This window comes from Paenibacillus sp. DMB20, assembly GCF_000987955.1.
In the GTDB taxonomy this organism is placed as follows: domain Bacteria; phylum Bacillota; class Bacilli; order Paenibacillales; family Paenibacillaceae; genus Paenibacillus_AQ.
Genome location: NZ_LAZU01000040.1, coordinates 16,528 through 30,893, shown reverse-complemented (window position 1 = coordinate 30,893; position 14,366 = coordinate 16,528). Strand labels below are relative to the sequence as shown.

Sequence of the window (14,366 nt, the reverse complement as noted above, 5' to 3'; positions counted from 1 at the left end):
ACGACCCGATTTAGTGAAACACGAGCGTTTTGATGACGACGGGCAGTACTTTTCCGCCCGCTATCGGCTTGCCGATGTCGATATAATCCCCGTTGTCGACCAGTACGCTGTCGATGCACACGACATCCTTCTTGTAGCCGAGCAGCCCATACAGCGTCTGCCCCAGCACTTTCGCCATATCGTGATGAACGATGACGATTAGCGGATACTCCCGCTCCAGCAGTTCCGCCATCCCTTGGTACAGTCCCTGGGCATATTTCTGCACCTCTTGAAAACTGGGACTGTTCTTTCCTTCCAACGCAATGGCTACCCGCTGCAAATCATTGTTCAGCTTGAACCAGTTCAGCTTGTCCGAAATGGCTTTAGCCAGTTCCTCGCCGCTTCCCGACTCATCGGCCAAGGCAAGCTTCAGAATCGGAATATTCTTGATCGGGAAGCTTTCTTCCGTATAGGTAATGGTGCTCCCGCTGATTTCGGTCGTGTGGGAACCCGCTCCGACTACGGTAGCCCGGATGGTTTCGGCTGACCTAGCCACGGTCATCTGCCGTGCCAACGGAGACTCCGCAATCGCCCTGCCGAGCAAGATCCCGATATCTCCATACTGAAACACATCCCCCGTCGATTCTTGGTAAATGTAGTCGGCCACGCCGCCCGAGAAAGAGATGCACGGGATCACGCGATCCAGTTTCAGTCCTTTATTCGTGACGATCGTGTCGTAGAAATCGCCCGGCGTCCGCAGGCCGACGCTCTCTTCCAGCAACTTGACCATTTCTCCGATCATCGGCGTTAGGTCAGCCGGGGTCACCCTTTGGCCCAAGGCCAGCTCCAATCCCCTTCGTTCCGCAAGCTGTTTAATTTTCGGCGCGATATACGTAATTTCGTGAGATTCCCGGTCCACTTTTATAAGACGCCCACCGATGTCGAGACATCCCGTATCCAGCAGCTCTCCTTCGGAGAACAGCGCCAGATTGCTGGTTCCTCCGCCAATGTCAATATTGACAATGGAAGTAGCGTGCTCTTTGGAGTACGTATGGGCTCCCGCTCCTTTGGCGGCGATGATGCTTTCCAGGTCCGGGCCGGCGGTGGCGACCACGAAGTCCCCTGCGAAGCCGCTTAACGAAAGCAGCACTTCATTCGCATTTTCCTTACGTGCGGTTTCGCCCGTAATAATGACGGCGCCGGTTTGAATCTCATCCTTCCGAATGCCGGCTTTCTCGTACTGCTCCTGCACAAACATCTGGATCTGCTCCATGTCGATCCGATTGTCCGCCAGCACGGGCGTGAAGCAAATATCGCTTCGATAGACCACTTCCTTGTCCGTAATGACCAAACGAGGTACCGAAAAAGAGGACGCAAGGTTCTGTATATGGAGCTTCGACAGCACAAGCTGGGTCGTGGATGTCCCCATATCGATGCCAACGCTTAGCAAATGCTCGTTCACTTCTCTCACCCCCATCGCTTGTTTTACTGTCGCGAACGCAAAAAGGCTTAAAGCAATACCCTTCCGGTTCCCCGGAAATGGTTAACTTTAAGCCTCATCGCTTCATGGACTACAGCCTTGTAGCCCGATTATTCATTTTTTGAATTTAAACGTAACCGTTGTTCCGCCACCGCCCGACACGATGGAAAGCTTGCCCTTCAGCTTATCTTTCACATAGCTGCGCACGATGGAAAGTCCCAAACTTTTCGTCGAAGCCTGTTCAACGGAAAATCCGGTTCCATTATCGGCAACGACAACCGTAACCAGCTCGCCGTCCAGCCGGGCATTCACCGTAATCGTCCCTTTCGAGCAATCGCCGAACGCATGTTCATAGCTATTATGCAGCAGCTCGCTCACAATGAGCGCGATCGCCACGGTGCGATCACTGTCCAAGCAGATGCTATGATCCGAGGCAATATCGACACGGATGGCCTGACAATCCACGAAACAACGCTCGATATTCGATACAATCAGCCGAATGACATCCAGCAAATCCACCTGCGCCTCAATCTCCGTCGATAACAGTTCATGCGTCGCGGCAATCGCCAGGATCCGGCTGACACTGTCATTCAGGCATTTCTTGGCCTCGGGGCTTTCGGTCTGCCGTCCTTGAATGCGCAGCAGGGAAGCCACGGTCTGCAAATTGTTCTTCACCCGGTGGTGAATTTCGCGGATGGCCACCGATTTGGAGATGATCTCCGCTTCCTTGTTTTTAATCTCGCTCACGTCATGCAGGATAACGCCTACGCACAAGTCCTGCTCCGCAATAAACAGACGCTTTACTTGAAAATAACGGCCGGCTGCCTTCACATCCGTCGTCAACGGATAAGACGGAGAAACCGAGTATTGTTTCATCACCTCGGAGAAGGTCGTCTGATCGAGCGACAAATTGTCATAATGCAAGCCTTCGATATCCTCCAAATAACCAAGCTGCCGATAGTAGGCGTCGGCCTGCTTATTTTTCAGCTTCAGAAATCCATGCTTGTCGAATACGAGAACGGCATCCTCCAGCTGGTTGATGATGGAATCCTTAAACCTCAGCATGGCCGTAAGCATTGAAGACATCTCTCCATCTTCACATGGCGCTCCCGTCATATTGAAGTGGTCTTGAATATTGTCGCTCACGTCTTTTTCATAGATAACGACGGCAATCACGCCATCTTGATTCTTGATCGGATACACGGTTTGCCGGACCAGATGATTTTCCTGCGTATTGGCAACGAGTCCTTGCGACATAATCCCTGTTTCGAGTGTCCGCAGGACGCCGGGCTCGTTTTCGCGGAGCGCTTTCTCCCCTGCAACCGACCGCTTGTACAACGATTTTCCTTCATCCGGAGCGCGGTGATATACGACAATGGCCTCGTCCTCGACGCTGGATAAAACGTCGATGAATACGTCGCACTGCACCGCGGATAATTCAAAGGACTCCGCCACTTCGGATATTTGCAAGATATCCGCTTCGGTCAATCCGGTATAAAGCGTGCACAGCTGATCGATCCGCTCTTTGAAATCAATCATAGGAAATGACGATCGTGGTTGCAATTTCGATCATGGGACATCGCCGATCCATGCTTAGTTTGCGCAGGGTCTGATAAGCTTCTTCTTCGGTGCAGCCGCTTTCCTTCATCAAGATCCCTTTCGCCTTCTCCACCGCTTTGCGCTCTTCCATCTTCTGCGTCAGCTTCGACAGGTTTTGCTCCAACTTGCGTATTTCCTTGCCTTTGGCAATGGTTACTTCCACCATAGGAATGAACGACTTTTCATCAAGCGGCTTTACCAGGTAACCAAGCGCACCGACAGCGGATGCTTTTTCGATTGTCGGTTTGTCGCTGAAGGCGGTCAAGAGAATAATCCCTCCCGCCAGCTGCTCTGAAATGATTCGTTTACCCGCCTTCAGCCCATCCAAAATAGGCATTTGAACATCCATGATGACGAGGTCAGGCAGATGCTTCTTGCATAATTCAATGGCTTCAAAGCCATCGGAAGCTTCCCCTACTACATTGTAGTTCGCCTCTTCAAGCATCTCACGAATATCCATCCTTGTAATAGGTTCGTCGTCGACTATTACAATTTTTCCATTCATGTGTTTTGCACCTCATTGTCTGCCGTTATTTGCTTGTCGATAGTTTAGCCCCTCTTGCAGTCGATTACGCTTCCAAATACGACTGAAGCGCCTCCACTCCTATGTTTTCCATCGTCGAGACTTCAAAAATCCGCTCAACGCCCGCCGCTTGCAAATGATCTCTCGCTTGGGCGATGTCTTCTTGCGATCGCGCCAATTCCACCTTGGTTACAATTCCGATGACCGGCTTGGCAAACATGGTGGAGAAGGCTGGCGGAAAGTAGCTGTCTTCCTTCGTACAATCCTGCACAAGCCCGATAACATCCGCATCCACACTGGAGACTAACAGCATCTTGTACAGATATCGGTTCTCAATGCATTCCCCGGGCGTATCGATCGCCTGCTCGAAATTCTCTACGGCTTGCGTCTTCTTATAGGCAATGGCATGGCCGTGCAGCCGTTGGCACAGCGTAGTCTTGCCCGAGCCGGTACTTCCGGCAAAAATGATTCTCTTCATAGCGGCTTCTCCTAGGTTCTTGTAATCTTCGCAGCCGAGAAGCCTAGAATATTCTGCAACCCAAGCAGCACTTCGCTTACGGCTGATTCCACCGATGATACGTCGCCGGTAATGACGAGCGATCCGCTGAATCGATCCACAAAGCCGATCTGTATTCCAGCCGCCTTGGTCGCAATATCCGCCGCAATAATCGAGGCTTCGCTTGGGGTTATCGTCATTACGCCGATCGAATCATGCGTTTCGCTTCCCAATCCCAGCTTCTTGTAAATATCCGGGTTCGGATTCGCGATAATATGAGCCAGCGTAACCTGTTTCCCAGGCACGTATTCCTGAATGACGCGTTGCTTTTCATTCTGTTCCATACAATCAACTCACTCTCATGTCTCAAACATCCAACATAGCTGTAAAAAAACATAAAGACTCCTTAAAAAGTTCGCACGGAATTTTTAAGAAGCCTCATCGCTTATATTTGTATGCAACACGCCGTTGTGTTACTTTTACTATATTTTAAAACTGCAAACGTTGTCAACAGCATATCGGACAAAATTCGACTCGAAATCAGGATTGAAACATTTTGTTCAAAATTTCACCAACATCGGCCGAGGTAGGAACACGGGGATTCGTAGCCGTGCACCCGTCCTGAAGCGCTCCTTCGGCAATGGATTCTCGCATCTCTTCCAGTGCAGCGCGCTCCACGCCGCATTCCCGCAGCGTTTGCGGCATGTGCAACTGCTTCTGCAGCTGCTTGATAGCCTGAACCAGACTCCGTACGCCGCTCTTTGCGTTAGGGGCCGGAAGCCCTAAGCTCTTGGATATTTCAGCGTATCGAACCGCGGTCGCGGTACTTTCTTCCTTGCCGTATCCCGGCTTGTAATCCGCATTGAATTCAATGACATGCGGCAGCAAAATCGCGTTCATGCGTCCATGTGCGATTTTGAATTTGGCTCCGGCGACATGCGCGATCCCATGGTTAAGTCCAAGCGACGCAATATTGAACGCCATTCCTGCCAGGCAGGATGCATTATGCATTTTCTCGCGCGCTTCGAGATCATCCCCGTTCTCATAAGCTCTTGGCAAATAGGCAAAGACAAGCTTGATGGCCTTCTCCGCCAAGGCATCGGATATATCGTTCGCCTTGGTGGATACATAAGCTTCAATGGCATGGGTTAATACATCCATTCCGGTATCGGCCGTTATGAAATTCGGCACGCTCTTAACCAATATCGGGTCCAAAATAGCTTCCTGCGGCAGCATGTCATCGGATACGAGAGGATATTTAATGTTCTTCTTCTTGTCGCTGATGACGGAGAACGATGTCACCTCCGAGCCCGTTCCGCTTGTCGTCGGGATGGCCACGAACGGAATATCGTGCTGGTTTAACAGTTTTTTCGCGAACAGTTTCATCGCTTTCGCCGCATCAATGGCAGACCCCCCGCCAATGGCAATGATCAGTTCGGTGTTGAACGAGCCCAGCGCCTCGACTCCTTCCGCAACCACCTCCACTGGAGGATCGGGCACGATCTTGCTGAAAATATACTGTTCATTGCTGTCATGCAGCCGGTCAAACACCATGTTAATCATTCCCGACTGGACCATGAATGGATCCGTGACGATGAAGATCCGTTTGTTCCGCCATTCCATGAGGCGATCCAACGCGTCTTGCCCCATATAAAGATCGGTTTTAATAGATAGTTTGTCCATGTAAAGGCACCTCCAAGGATGAATTGGCAACAAAAAAAGAGGCCTCTAAAGGGAGGGATTCCCTTCAAAAGCCTCTTTGCTTTTATCCATAGCGCACGCCATTGTGCAATCTATCATTATTCAATTATCATTATTTAATGTACACCTTTAGCCGATGACCCGTCAACCAAATATTAACTTGACCGGCTCTGTGCATGAGCGATTCCTTAAGAAAAACGTCTATCGACGTACTTTCTCAGAAGACAGACCGCATTTAGCGGAAGTTTTTCTTGCGATATAAGGAAGCCGCGTCTTTCGAAGCATATACTTTCTTATATCTTAAAAAAATGGGATATGCACTTCATTGTGCACAGAATTCCTCGGCATTGAGGAATTACCCGCTTGCTTCGTTGCTATACCTCATCGTATAGGTTTGGCGGCGAGCACCCGGCCTGGCCGACATCCGTGTCGGCTGCCGTCTTGCAACGTAAAAAAAGCCTAGCGAGGCGTAAACGTCACTAGACTCGTAAACCAGTCACTTTCGCCTCGAAATGACTGGCCAGACAAAGTTTCTAGGCAAAAGACCTGACTTAAGACCGATCATGATCGATCTATCACAGTGGCGGGACCGCGTTGGATTTGCACCAAACTTCCATTGCCTATAACTTTTTCTATTGTGCAAAACTCGAATGGGCGTCCATTCGACATTATTATAGCACAAACATACAGATTGGCAATATGCAACCGGGTAAAATTGTTTCTACCCTCCCGGCATCTCTTTTTTTTATAACAACTCCAGCAATTCACTCATATGTTTTATCGAATGCCGCGGTCTGGCCGTGATCTCGGGATTCCAAGGCTGATTGACTTGAATCCATATCGTTTCCATCCCGGTTTTTGCCGCGCCTTCAATGTCGTTGGCCGGATGATCGCCGACGTAAATGCATTCTTCAGGTTTTAAACGAAGTTTATTCAAGGCCATCTCAAAAATGCCGGGGTCGGGCTTCTTTATTCCTGCTTCTTCCGAAACCAGGATTAAATCAAAGTCGTTTCTAAGGCCCAGTTTATCAATTTTCCCATACTGTATGGAGGTCTTTCCGTTCGTTATTAAACCCGTCTTATATTTCTTTCTTGAATGGGCTATAACTTCCTTAGCCCCTTTCATCAGGACGGCACTGTTCACATATTCCTTTCTGTAAAAATCCAGCAGCTCGGTTCGTTGAGGTTTCGCCATCCAAGGCAATTCCTCAATGAGCTCGGCAAACAATTCATCTTTGTCTTTGTATCCGTCCTGGTCAAGCTCAATGATGCGATCGTAAACTTTTTGAGTCGACTCCAAATGTTTAAAATAATGGTTGATGAAGGAATGCGTAAAACTGCCGAACGTGCTTGTCCGATCCAGAATAGTGTTATCCAGATCAAAAATGATGGCTTTTATATGATTCATCGTCCCCTCCACTTCCACGCCGTTTGGTTAACGGATGCCTGACCGGCTTGGGCTTCCATGATTTTGAGTACCATTTAATCAGATTTCAGGCCGAGATCCAGGGACATGATTATCCCCGCTATGCGGCTGCCCTTATCATCCTCCATCACCTTCATATCAAACGGCTTGAAGCCATGCCTATAATAAAACAACAGCGCTCCGGTATTCGTGTTATGGCATATCAGCTTCAGATTGCGGCATGCATACTCAGAACGGGCCCTATGCTTCATGCTGTTCAATAAAAACTCGCCGATCCCGGCTCTTCTGAAGCCAGGGTGAACGATCACATTGCCCAGCCAACTGTCATTCCCTTCGGTTACATCGTATAAATTACAATACCCAACCACTTTACCCCTTTGGGTAATCACGGTCGGAGCGTATCTAACCAAAGCCGTTTCTTCGAGCTGTTCCGGTGTTACGGGGTAAGTTCCCTTCGGGAACATATAAAACAGCTCTACCGGATTCTGTGGAAAATTCGCGATAATCCTAAAATCATCACTGACAGCATCTCTATACTCCAGCATCTTAGGCACCTCCAATAATGATCGATCTCTTTTTTAGATATTTGCTTATGATGTCTTCATCCCATATCTGAACTTCAACATATCTTTCCGGCCCCAATGTCCCATCCTTGTTCCACTCCTGCGGCAAGCCTAATTTACCTACCAATTCCATGATTTCTTTCTTCGTGTAAACTTGTTTTCGATAGAATTTGCCATCTTCATATCTCATCGTCGGAAACAAGTCGCCATAAGTGAAGCTAATGGAATCTTCGTTAAATTCATCCAGGCGTATATTGATTTCGCAGCCTTCGATGTACCATTCCTTAATCCAGCAGCATGCTTCCAGGGTCATATAGTGAGGGAATTCGTTTCTCGGTTTCCCGCCCTTACGGATAAATGCGTTCCTTGCTTGTTCTTCCAGTTCTCTTCGAATCACCAAATAATCATTCGATCTCCGGCTTGCAAAGCCCTTCCCTTCTTGTATAAGTTGGTTCAAGATCTGGTTGGCTTGTGAAAAAGGCAGGCTCGATAAATTTCTAAACGGTCCTAGGTCTTTATCATAGTAGTGATATAGCAGGTAGCTCATTGGACACCATTCCTTATATTAGCCCTTTTCTCAGTAAGTCTTTCTAACGACTAAATGGCGTTGTTCATTCGTGTTTTTCTTCTCAATGACTTCCAATGCTCCTTCAGGATACAACGGCTTCGTTCCCAACTCGCCAATGGTTTTCCATATTAATTTTATGCCATCATGCTCTTTATGCCTTTTCCATTCTAATATATCGCCGTCATCCCGCAGTCTGCACCAATGGATCAACGTGCAATCATGTCTTTGAATGCCATCGTATTCAACAATACTTTCATTAACTAATGCCAAGGGCCCTACCCAAACGGTTAGATCAAATTCTTCGATAAGCTCCCTGGCAATGGCTTCGCAAGCCGTCTCCCCGAATTCAACTCCCCCGCCAGGAAACCTGAAAAAAGACTCTTCCTTATCGCATTGAACCAATATTCGCGTAAAGTCTTTATCGTATATGATCCCTTCAGCTCTCAACAATGGTTTTGCCATAGGCACTCCCTCTTTTTTGGCGTCTATTGGGTGCTCCCCCACTTACTGCCGTCTCCAATCTTCATCCAAAATACTGTACTGAAGCTCATCATCCCAACGGCCATTTTTGTATCTAACCTTCCGGAAACGCCCCTCTTTTGCCATGCCGGCTTTGATCATGACTTTTTCCGAATTGGTGTTGTTGGCGTTGCATCTTGCGAAAACCCTATGTAAATTCATTTCCTCAAAACATACTTTAAGCAACATATTTACGATTTCGGTCGCAAACCCCTGCCCCCCAAAAAGTCCGGCAGCAAAAAAATAACCGATCTCCCCATTGCCTCCATCCTGATTCTGCTTTACTATTTCCACATCCGCAAAACCGATAAAATTGCCCGCTCGATGATAAAAAAAAACGCCAAATTCGTAAGAAGTGCGCCCCTCCGGTGTATTGTTATTCTGGAGAATCCTTTTAAAATAGGGCAGCAGATCCTCTTCTTTTCCAACCTTATCCATATAAGCATACTTCATGATTTGTTCATTCGAAAAAATAGAATATAACAATGGAAAATCTCCTTTGTTATACTCCCTAAACGTCAGACGATCACTTTTATACTCCACTGCGTATCCCTCCAAAGGCCGACAAGTCAAGCAAGTCTATTCCCAGAATCGTTCTATCTCATATTTCCGGTTTTCTACTCTTATTAAATAGATATCCGGATTGGATAGGTTAAGCCATTCTTCGAATCCCACGGAATCATCAAAATGCTTCAATATCAAAGACATTAATGCACCGTACGTAACCACCGCTATATTATGGTACGGTCCATTGATGGCTTCATTGATGACTTCCATTCCTCTTTGCATAGCTTCCTTGGATGATTCTCCACCCTCATAAACGATGTCCAAGTCTACATAGGTTTCCTTTAAGAGCTCCATCCAGTTGTCCAGATTCTTTGAACTCAAAACCCGTTCTTCAAGCCGGCGATCAACCGTATAAGCCAGTCCCAGCATATCGCATAAAGGCCGAATCGATTCAATGGCTCGTTGATAAGGGCTCGTGACAACCAAATCAATCCCCATCCCCCGCAACCGTTCGGCAAGCTGATGGGATTGCTCTGCGCCTTCACTGGTTAATCGGGCTGCCGGTTCCTGTCCTTCAGCCTTGCAATGTCTGATTAGAAAGATGTTTTTCATTCACTTCCCCCTTCTCTTCAAACCCTTTCCGGTAATTCGGGCAGCTCATATGGTTTGTCCACACCTATTAGCCGATGCTTCACCAGCTTTCCTTCCGAGTAGGAACAACGATGCTCGTATATTTCCTCGTCGTAAAGAATATGCTTCAAGGTCAACGGAATATCGCTTGCCACTCCGGTGTTTTGGGGATTGGTGATCCAAGAAAGCTCCTTCCAGTCCAAAATCCCCTCTGAGATCTTGACGGGTGTCTCGTATATGTGCTCATCGGGAAGATCTGCCGAATACAAATACATTCCGCCCACAAATTGCTGGTCTACAAACCAGGTTTCAATCCCCTTGAACTGAACATCGGGTATCGTTAGTCCCGTTTCTTCATAAATCTCGCGAACCATCGACTCGCGCGGCGATTCGCCTGGTTCGATCTTTCCGCCCACCCCGTTCCAATGCCCCATCCAAGCGGGAAATTCACGATTTAGCAGCAATACTTTTGAGCCCTGCTTAATGAAACAAACGGTAAAATCGATCATGAGTATAATCCTCCAAACTTGAAAATTGAGGAGTCCGCAAGCAGATTCCCTTAAATCCGGAAAAATTTGGTCCATGTAAATAAGAAACCAATAACCCGGTCCATCTTCAGGTTATTGGCAAAACGATCTATTATTTTTGTATTTTAAACGTGAATTTCCAAAGTGCCGTGTTTCCCGAATATCTTCCCCTATTCTCGACTACCCTGACGTTGAGCTCCTTGTTCGTTGTCTTCTTGATCGTGCTTAATTTTATCGACGCATTCGCTGTGCCAATGTCAGGGATTTTATCCTGCTCTTCTGCATAGGCTTTAAGCTTTATACTACTATTTGATTTGAGATTTAAGGAGACTGTCGACCCCTCTGCGATTACTTTGCCGTTTACATGGGCCGTGGTGTACCAATCGTTCCCGACATGATTATTCTCGACCAGTTCGATCCGGACGAGCGTGACTTTGATCGCGCCTGTTTTTCCGGATGCCGACGAAGGTTGGATAAACAAACAGAACATAAAGACAAAACACAGGACAGATTTGAAAATTCTGGACACTTTCGAGTGCCTCCCCCAAATATTTTTAAATCCTTATAAATAGTTCTATGCCATTCGGTATTTACCTTTTTATATTTGCAACCTTCCTTCCAAGAAACGGAGATTTCATACCATGAACCTGGAATGAGGTAATGTCCAGCGAATGTAAAGCATCATTCCTTCAAAATGACATCATTACAAGCCTTAGTAAGGTTAATCATGCCTGACGGGATAGGATAAAGTAAAACATTTTCCAATGGATGGAGGCGGCTGCTCTTTTCAGGTTGGCATTCAGCAAGAATATGTATTGATGGATTCATTTGCAGTTTATAAAGATTAAATTAAAGAGAATTCTAAAGTGAGAATTTTTGAACTGCTGCTTCTTTTGTCAAACGCAGGTTTGTTGGCTGTCATGATCTTCTTTAAAAACGGGAATCGCCGACTTCTGCTCTTCACTGCCAGCGGAATCTGCTTGAAGGGCCAAATCAAAAGTATCCTGAGGTTAAATTTGCAACTTCGCTGTTTACGGAGAAGAAACAAGTAAGCCTTGAGGGAATCTTGGAAAAATCATTCTTTTTTAACAGTCGAAAGGAGCCCCTAAGATAGGGACTCCTTTCGACCTAACGATGAAACCTGTCACTGTCTAATGATGAGGATGTCTTGAGGCGGTCTGCCAGTGTTTTGAATTTGAGTAATTTCGTTGTCCGTAAGATTGCGGCCTACCAAAATCAATGAAGATGTGACATTGTCAAAGCCCAAGGTACCCAGGTTCGCCACGTTTTGGCTGCCGCGGAACACGCGGAACGATCCCTGGAAGTTAATTCTTGAGAACAGCACAAGCGTTACTTGGGAACTTTGCACAACGTTTCTGAGCCGGAAGCTCGAGAGGACGTTATCAAACCGGAAAGCCCCAAGATCCCGAACCGCAACTCCTCCGCGTCTTAAGAGGATCCGACGACCCGAAAAAAAACGTGTTAGACCAAAGCGCAAGACGTACATCTCTGTTTGCCAATTTATATCACTCCTTTTCAAAGGTTGATATAGTATATTGGCAAACTCCAAGATCGGTGTAAGACACTTACACCCGTTAAAAAGTTTGTTTTTCAGAAAAAAGGTTATCCACTTTCTTGTCATGAATCAAGGATAGGGCATCAGTTACTGCGTGAATACTCTATCAACCAGCAATCTCTGAGTTCACCTTCATGCTCTTCATGTTCTTTCAAAACTTTTATTTTCTTGAACCCGCATCTCTCATAACAGGTTAATGCCCGCAAATTCCAAGCTTGCGGATCCATTACGATTTTATCGGCACCTTCATGATTAACCAGATATTCAACCATTGACTTGACCAGTTTCTTTCCAATGCCTTTATTCCAATATTCAATTTCGCCAATAAATTGATCCATTCCATAAATCTTTTCGTTGGTTTCCAGATAGCCGTAATCGGCCCTTGTCTCTTCATCCAGAAGATAGAATTGGATATAACCGATCGGTTTTCCATTGTACTCAATGATGCATCTGCTCTCATCATCATCGACATAAAAAGATTCTCGAACCATCTCCAGATCATGGGGGCGGTCTCGCCCTTCATAATATTGAAGTACACTGGAATTGGATAACCAGGCAACTAACAGCAGCTCATCCGATTTCTCGAGTTCACGAACGGCGATCTCTTCCGATTTATATACCAACATGTTATTTTCACCTCAGAAGATTATTTTCTGCAAACGCTCTCGTAAAAATAAAACCATATTAAATCTTGATCTCTTCTATCTCTGCATATTTAGATGAACTGTATTTATACTTTCGAACATTTTATCAGGTTTCTTTTATAGGAACCTCCAAATTAGTTCATTAGTATGTTTCGTAATTTATCTATAATCTCGCTTTGGGCTTCTTGGTTCAATTCATCAATTCGGGCCGCTAAAGTTGGGGCCATCCAATCATCAAGCATGCTTTGATCCATCCCGGACAGCATAAAATATTCCCGTACATATTCTTCATCGAAAAACTCGCGATATTCTCTTTCGTTCAACCAGCGGGGAGCATTGGGCGGGAGTGCATGTGACTGAATCATCATTGAACTCCTTGCGACATCTGCTGCCGGATGACCGATCAATACATTTATCCAGTCAATAATGATGGGTCCATTGGATGAAAGGATGATGTTATCCGGATGAAAATCATAATGACAAATAGCATTGCCCTCAGGCAAGGCCCCAAGAATGGCATGAACGGGTTGTTTCTCGGATTCTTTGATTTTACTAGTCATGTTAATCCTGTTGGTTATTTCGTCTTTTAGATTAGAGGTACGTGTTATCTCAACCTTATGCATTTCAAAATGAAGCTGTGCCATTAGCCGGGCATAGTAGGATACGCTTGATTTGGATGCTTCGATCTGCCTTAGCATAGTCGGCCCATCAATTCGTTCATAGATGAGACAAGGTTTTCCTTCATATTCGATGGAACCTGAATATTTCGGTGTTCTCAGGTTTAAGTCATTGATCATCTCTGCATGGCTTGCTTCTTTTTGGGCCTCATGCATGGAGCAGATATGATCATGAAAAATTTTGATGACTTCGGTATTTCCCCATTGATAAACGTTTGCCGTGTTACCCGTGCCAAGCAATTCTCCGATTTTCATGGTCCTTTCCTTTCTGAATTGTGCCGCCACGGTGACGTTTACTCCACGCGAGCAATAACGCGCGCAGGCGACGAATCCGCTTTGATATGCAAGGGCAGCGCAATAACTTCAAAAGACTTGGCTTGCAGCAGCAACCCAACATTCGTTAAATTTTCGGCTATAAGCACCTTATTCTGAAACAAATATTTATGAATCTCAAATGGATGCCTGTCCGGCGATGGGGTGTCCAAACCGATCATTTTGACTTTCTTTCTGACCAATAATTCAGCGAATGGTTTCGTGAGTACCGGATGTTTTGTAAAATACTCATGTTCTCCGAAAAATTTACTGTACCCTGTATACAAAATGACAATATGCTGCACTTTAATGAAGGTTTCATATTCTATTTTGTACTCAATTTCCTTTTGTCCTGAAACATCCAGGACCACGCCGTTTCCGATAAACGAATATAAAGGGAAATCGCTTAAATAAGAGTCGGCGTCCGTTAAATGCATCGGACCATCAATATGCGTACCCACATGCATATTCATGGTTAAATGATGATTATTGTAACCGTCCCTTTGAAGATGCTTGGATTGAATCAGTTCCGTTTTCGAATCGCCGGGATAAACGGGCATGTCGTCTACGATCAAGTGGGTAAGATCTATGAACATCGTGTTCTCTCCTAATACAGTTTTTTGCTGAGTCTTAATTAGA

17 protein-coding genes, 1 pseudogene and 1 riboswitch are annotated in these 14,366 nt (G+C 46.2%); all 18 genes and pseudogenes read right to left on the bottom strand.

Annotation, left to right across the window (positions count from 1 at the left end):
• Positions 1–10: 10 nt before the first annotated feature.
• The 18 genes and pseudogenes from eutA to XI25_RS23580 all read right to left on the bottom strand — a co-directional run bounded on the left by eutA (position 11) and on the right by XI25_RS23580 (position 14,323).
• On the bottom strand, positions 11–1,441 hold the full coding sequence (eutA, locus tag XI25_RS23665; protein WP_046680551.1) for an ethanolamine ammonia-lyase reactivating factor EutA: 1,431 nt from the start codon (positions 1,439–1,441) through the stop codon (positions 11–13).
• 132 nt (positions 1,442–1,573) lie between these two features.
• Complete coding sequence (locus tag XI25_RS23660) at positions 1,574–2,998, bottom strand: sensor histidine kinase (protein WP_046680550.1); 1,425 nt, start codon at positions 2,996–2,998, stop codon at positions 1,574–1,576.
• A complete protein-coding gene (locus tag XI25_RS23655) occupies positions 2,991–3,563 on the bottom strand; it encodes an ANTAR domain-containing response regulator (protein WP_046680549.1) in 573 nt (190 codons plus the stop codon). Before XI25_RS23655 ends, XI25_RS23660 begins: the two co-directional genes overlap by 8 nt.
• A gap of 64 nt (positions 3,564–3,627) precedes the next feature.
• Positions 3,628–4,059, bottom strand: coding sequence for a EutP/PduV family microcompartment system protein (locus tag XI25_RS23650; protein ID WP_046680548.1), 432 nt, complete (start codon positions 4,057–4,059; stop codon positions 3,628–3,630).
• An 11-nt stretch (positions 4,060–4,070) separates the two neighbouring features.
• The gene (locus XI25_RS23645) at positions 4,071–4,421 is read right to left on the bottom strand and encodes a BMC domain-containing protein (protein ID WP_046680547.1); all 351 of its coding nucleotides are present in this window, start codon (positions 4,419–4,421) and stop codon (positions 4,071–4,073) included.
• Positions 4,422–4,617: 196 nt separating this feature from the next.
• The gene (locus XI25_RS23640; protein WP_046680546.1) at positions 4,618–5,760 is read right to left on the bottom strand and encodes a 1-propanol dehydrogenase PduQ; all 1,143 of its coding nucleotides are present in this window, start codon (positions 5,758–5,760) and stop codon (positions 4,618–4,620) included.
• 505 nt (positions 5,761–6,265) lie between these two features.
• Positions 6,266–6,419, bottom strand: a riboswitch (adenosylcobalamin (AdoCbl) riboswitch).
• A gap of 104 nt (positions 6,420–6,523) precedes the next feature.
• Complete coding sequence (locus tag XI25_RS23635; protein WP_046680545.1) at positions 6,524–7,186, bottom strand: HAD family hydrolase; 663 nt, start codon at positions 7,184–7,186, stop codon at positions 6,524–6,526.
• A 74-nt stretch (positions 7,187–7,260) separates the two neighbouring features.
• Positions 7,261–7,749, bottom strand: a complete 489-nt coding sequence (locus tag XI25_RS23630; RefSeq protein WP_046680544.1) for a GNAT family N-acetyltransferase — start codon at positions 7,747–7,749, stop codon at positions 7,261–7,263.
• Position 7,750: 1 nt separating this feature from the next.
• Positions 7,751–8,167, bottom strand: coding sequence for a hypothetical protein (locus XI25_RS23625; protein ID WP_235440136.1), 417 nt, complete (start codon positions 8,165–8,167; stop codon positions 7,751–7,753).
• A 177-nt stretch (positions 8,168–8,344) separates the two neighbouring features.
• Positions 8,345–8,797, bottom strand: coding sequence for an NUDIX domain-containing protein (locus XI25_RS23620; protein WP_046680628.1), 453 nt, complete (start codon positions 8,795–8,797; stop codon positions 8,345–8,347).
• A gap of 42 nt (positions 8,798–8,839) precedes the next feature.
• On the bottom strand, positions 8,840–9,397 hold the full coding sequence (locus tag XI25_RS23615; protein ID WP_046680542.1) for a GNAT family N-acetyltransferase: 558 nt from the start codon (positions 9,395–9,397) through the stop codon (positions 8,840–8,842).
• 36 nt (positions 9,398–9,433) lie between these two features.
• A complete protein-coding gene (locus tag XI25_RS23610) occupies positions 9,434–9,973 on the bottom strand; it encodes a histidine phosphatase family protein (protein WP_046680541.1) in 540 nt (179 codons plus the stop codon).
• A gap of 17 nt (positions 9,974–9,990) precedes the next feature.
• Positions 9,991–10,500, bottom strand: coding sequence for an NUDIX hydrolase (locus tag XI25_RS23605; RefSeq protein ID WP_046680540.1), 510 nt, complete (start codon positions 10,498–10,500; stop codon positions 9,991–9,993).
• Between the two features lie 130 nt (positions 10,501–10,630).
• Complete coding sequence (locus tag XI25_RS23600) at positions 10,631–11,047, bottom strand: hypothetical protein (protein WP_235440134.1); 417 nt, start codon at positions 11,045–11,047, stop codon at positions 10,631–10,633.
• A 615-nt stretch (positions 11,048–11,662) separates the two neighbouring features.
• Positions 11,663–12,038: pseudogene (locus tag XI25_RS36485) on the bottom strand (hypothetical protein).
• 139 nt (positions 12,039–12,177) lie between these two features.
• On the bottom strand, positions 12,178–12,720 hold the full coding sequence (locus tag XI25_RS23590; protein WP_046680539.1) for a GNAT family N-acetyltransferase: 543 nt from the start codon (positions 12,718–12,720) through the stop codon (positions 12,178–12,180).
• 152 nt (positions 12,721–12,872) lie between these two features.
• Positions 12,873–13,670 carry a phosphotransferase family protein gene (locus XI25_RS23585; RefSeq protein ID WP_046680626.1) on the bottom strand — a complete coding sequence of 266 codons (798 nt, stop codon included), beginning with the start codon at positions 13,668–13,670 and terminating at the stop codon, positions 12,873–12,875.
• A 38-nt stretch (positions 13,671–13,708) separates the two neighbouring features.
• On the bottom strand, positions 13,709–14,323 hold the full coding sequence (locus tag XI25_RS23580) for a cyclase family protein (RefSeq protein WP_046680538.1): 615 nt from the start codon (positions 14,321–14,323) through the stop codon (positions 13,709–13,711).
• Positions 14,324–14,366 lie beyond the last annotated feature (43 nt).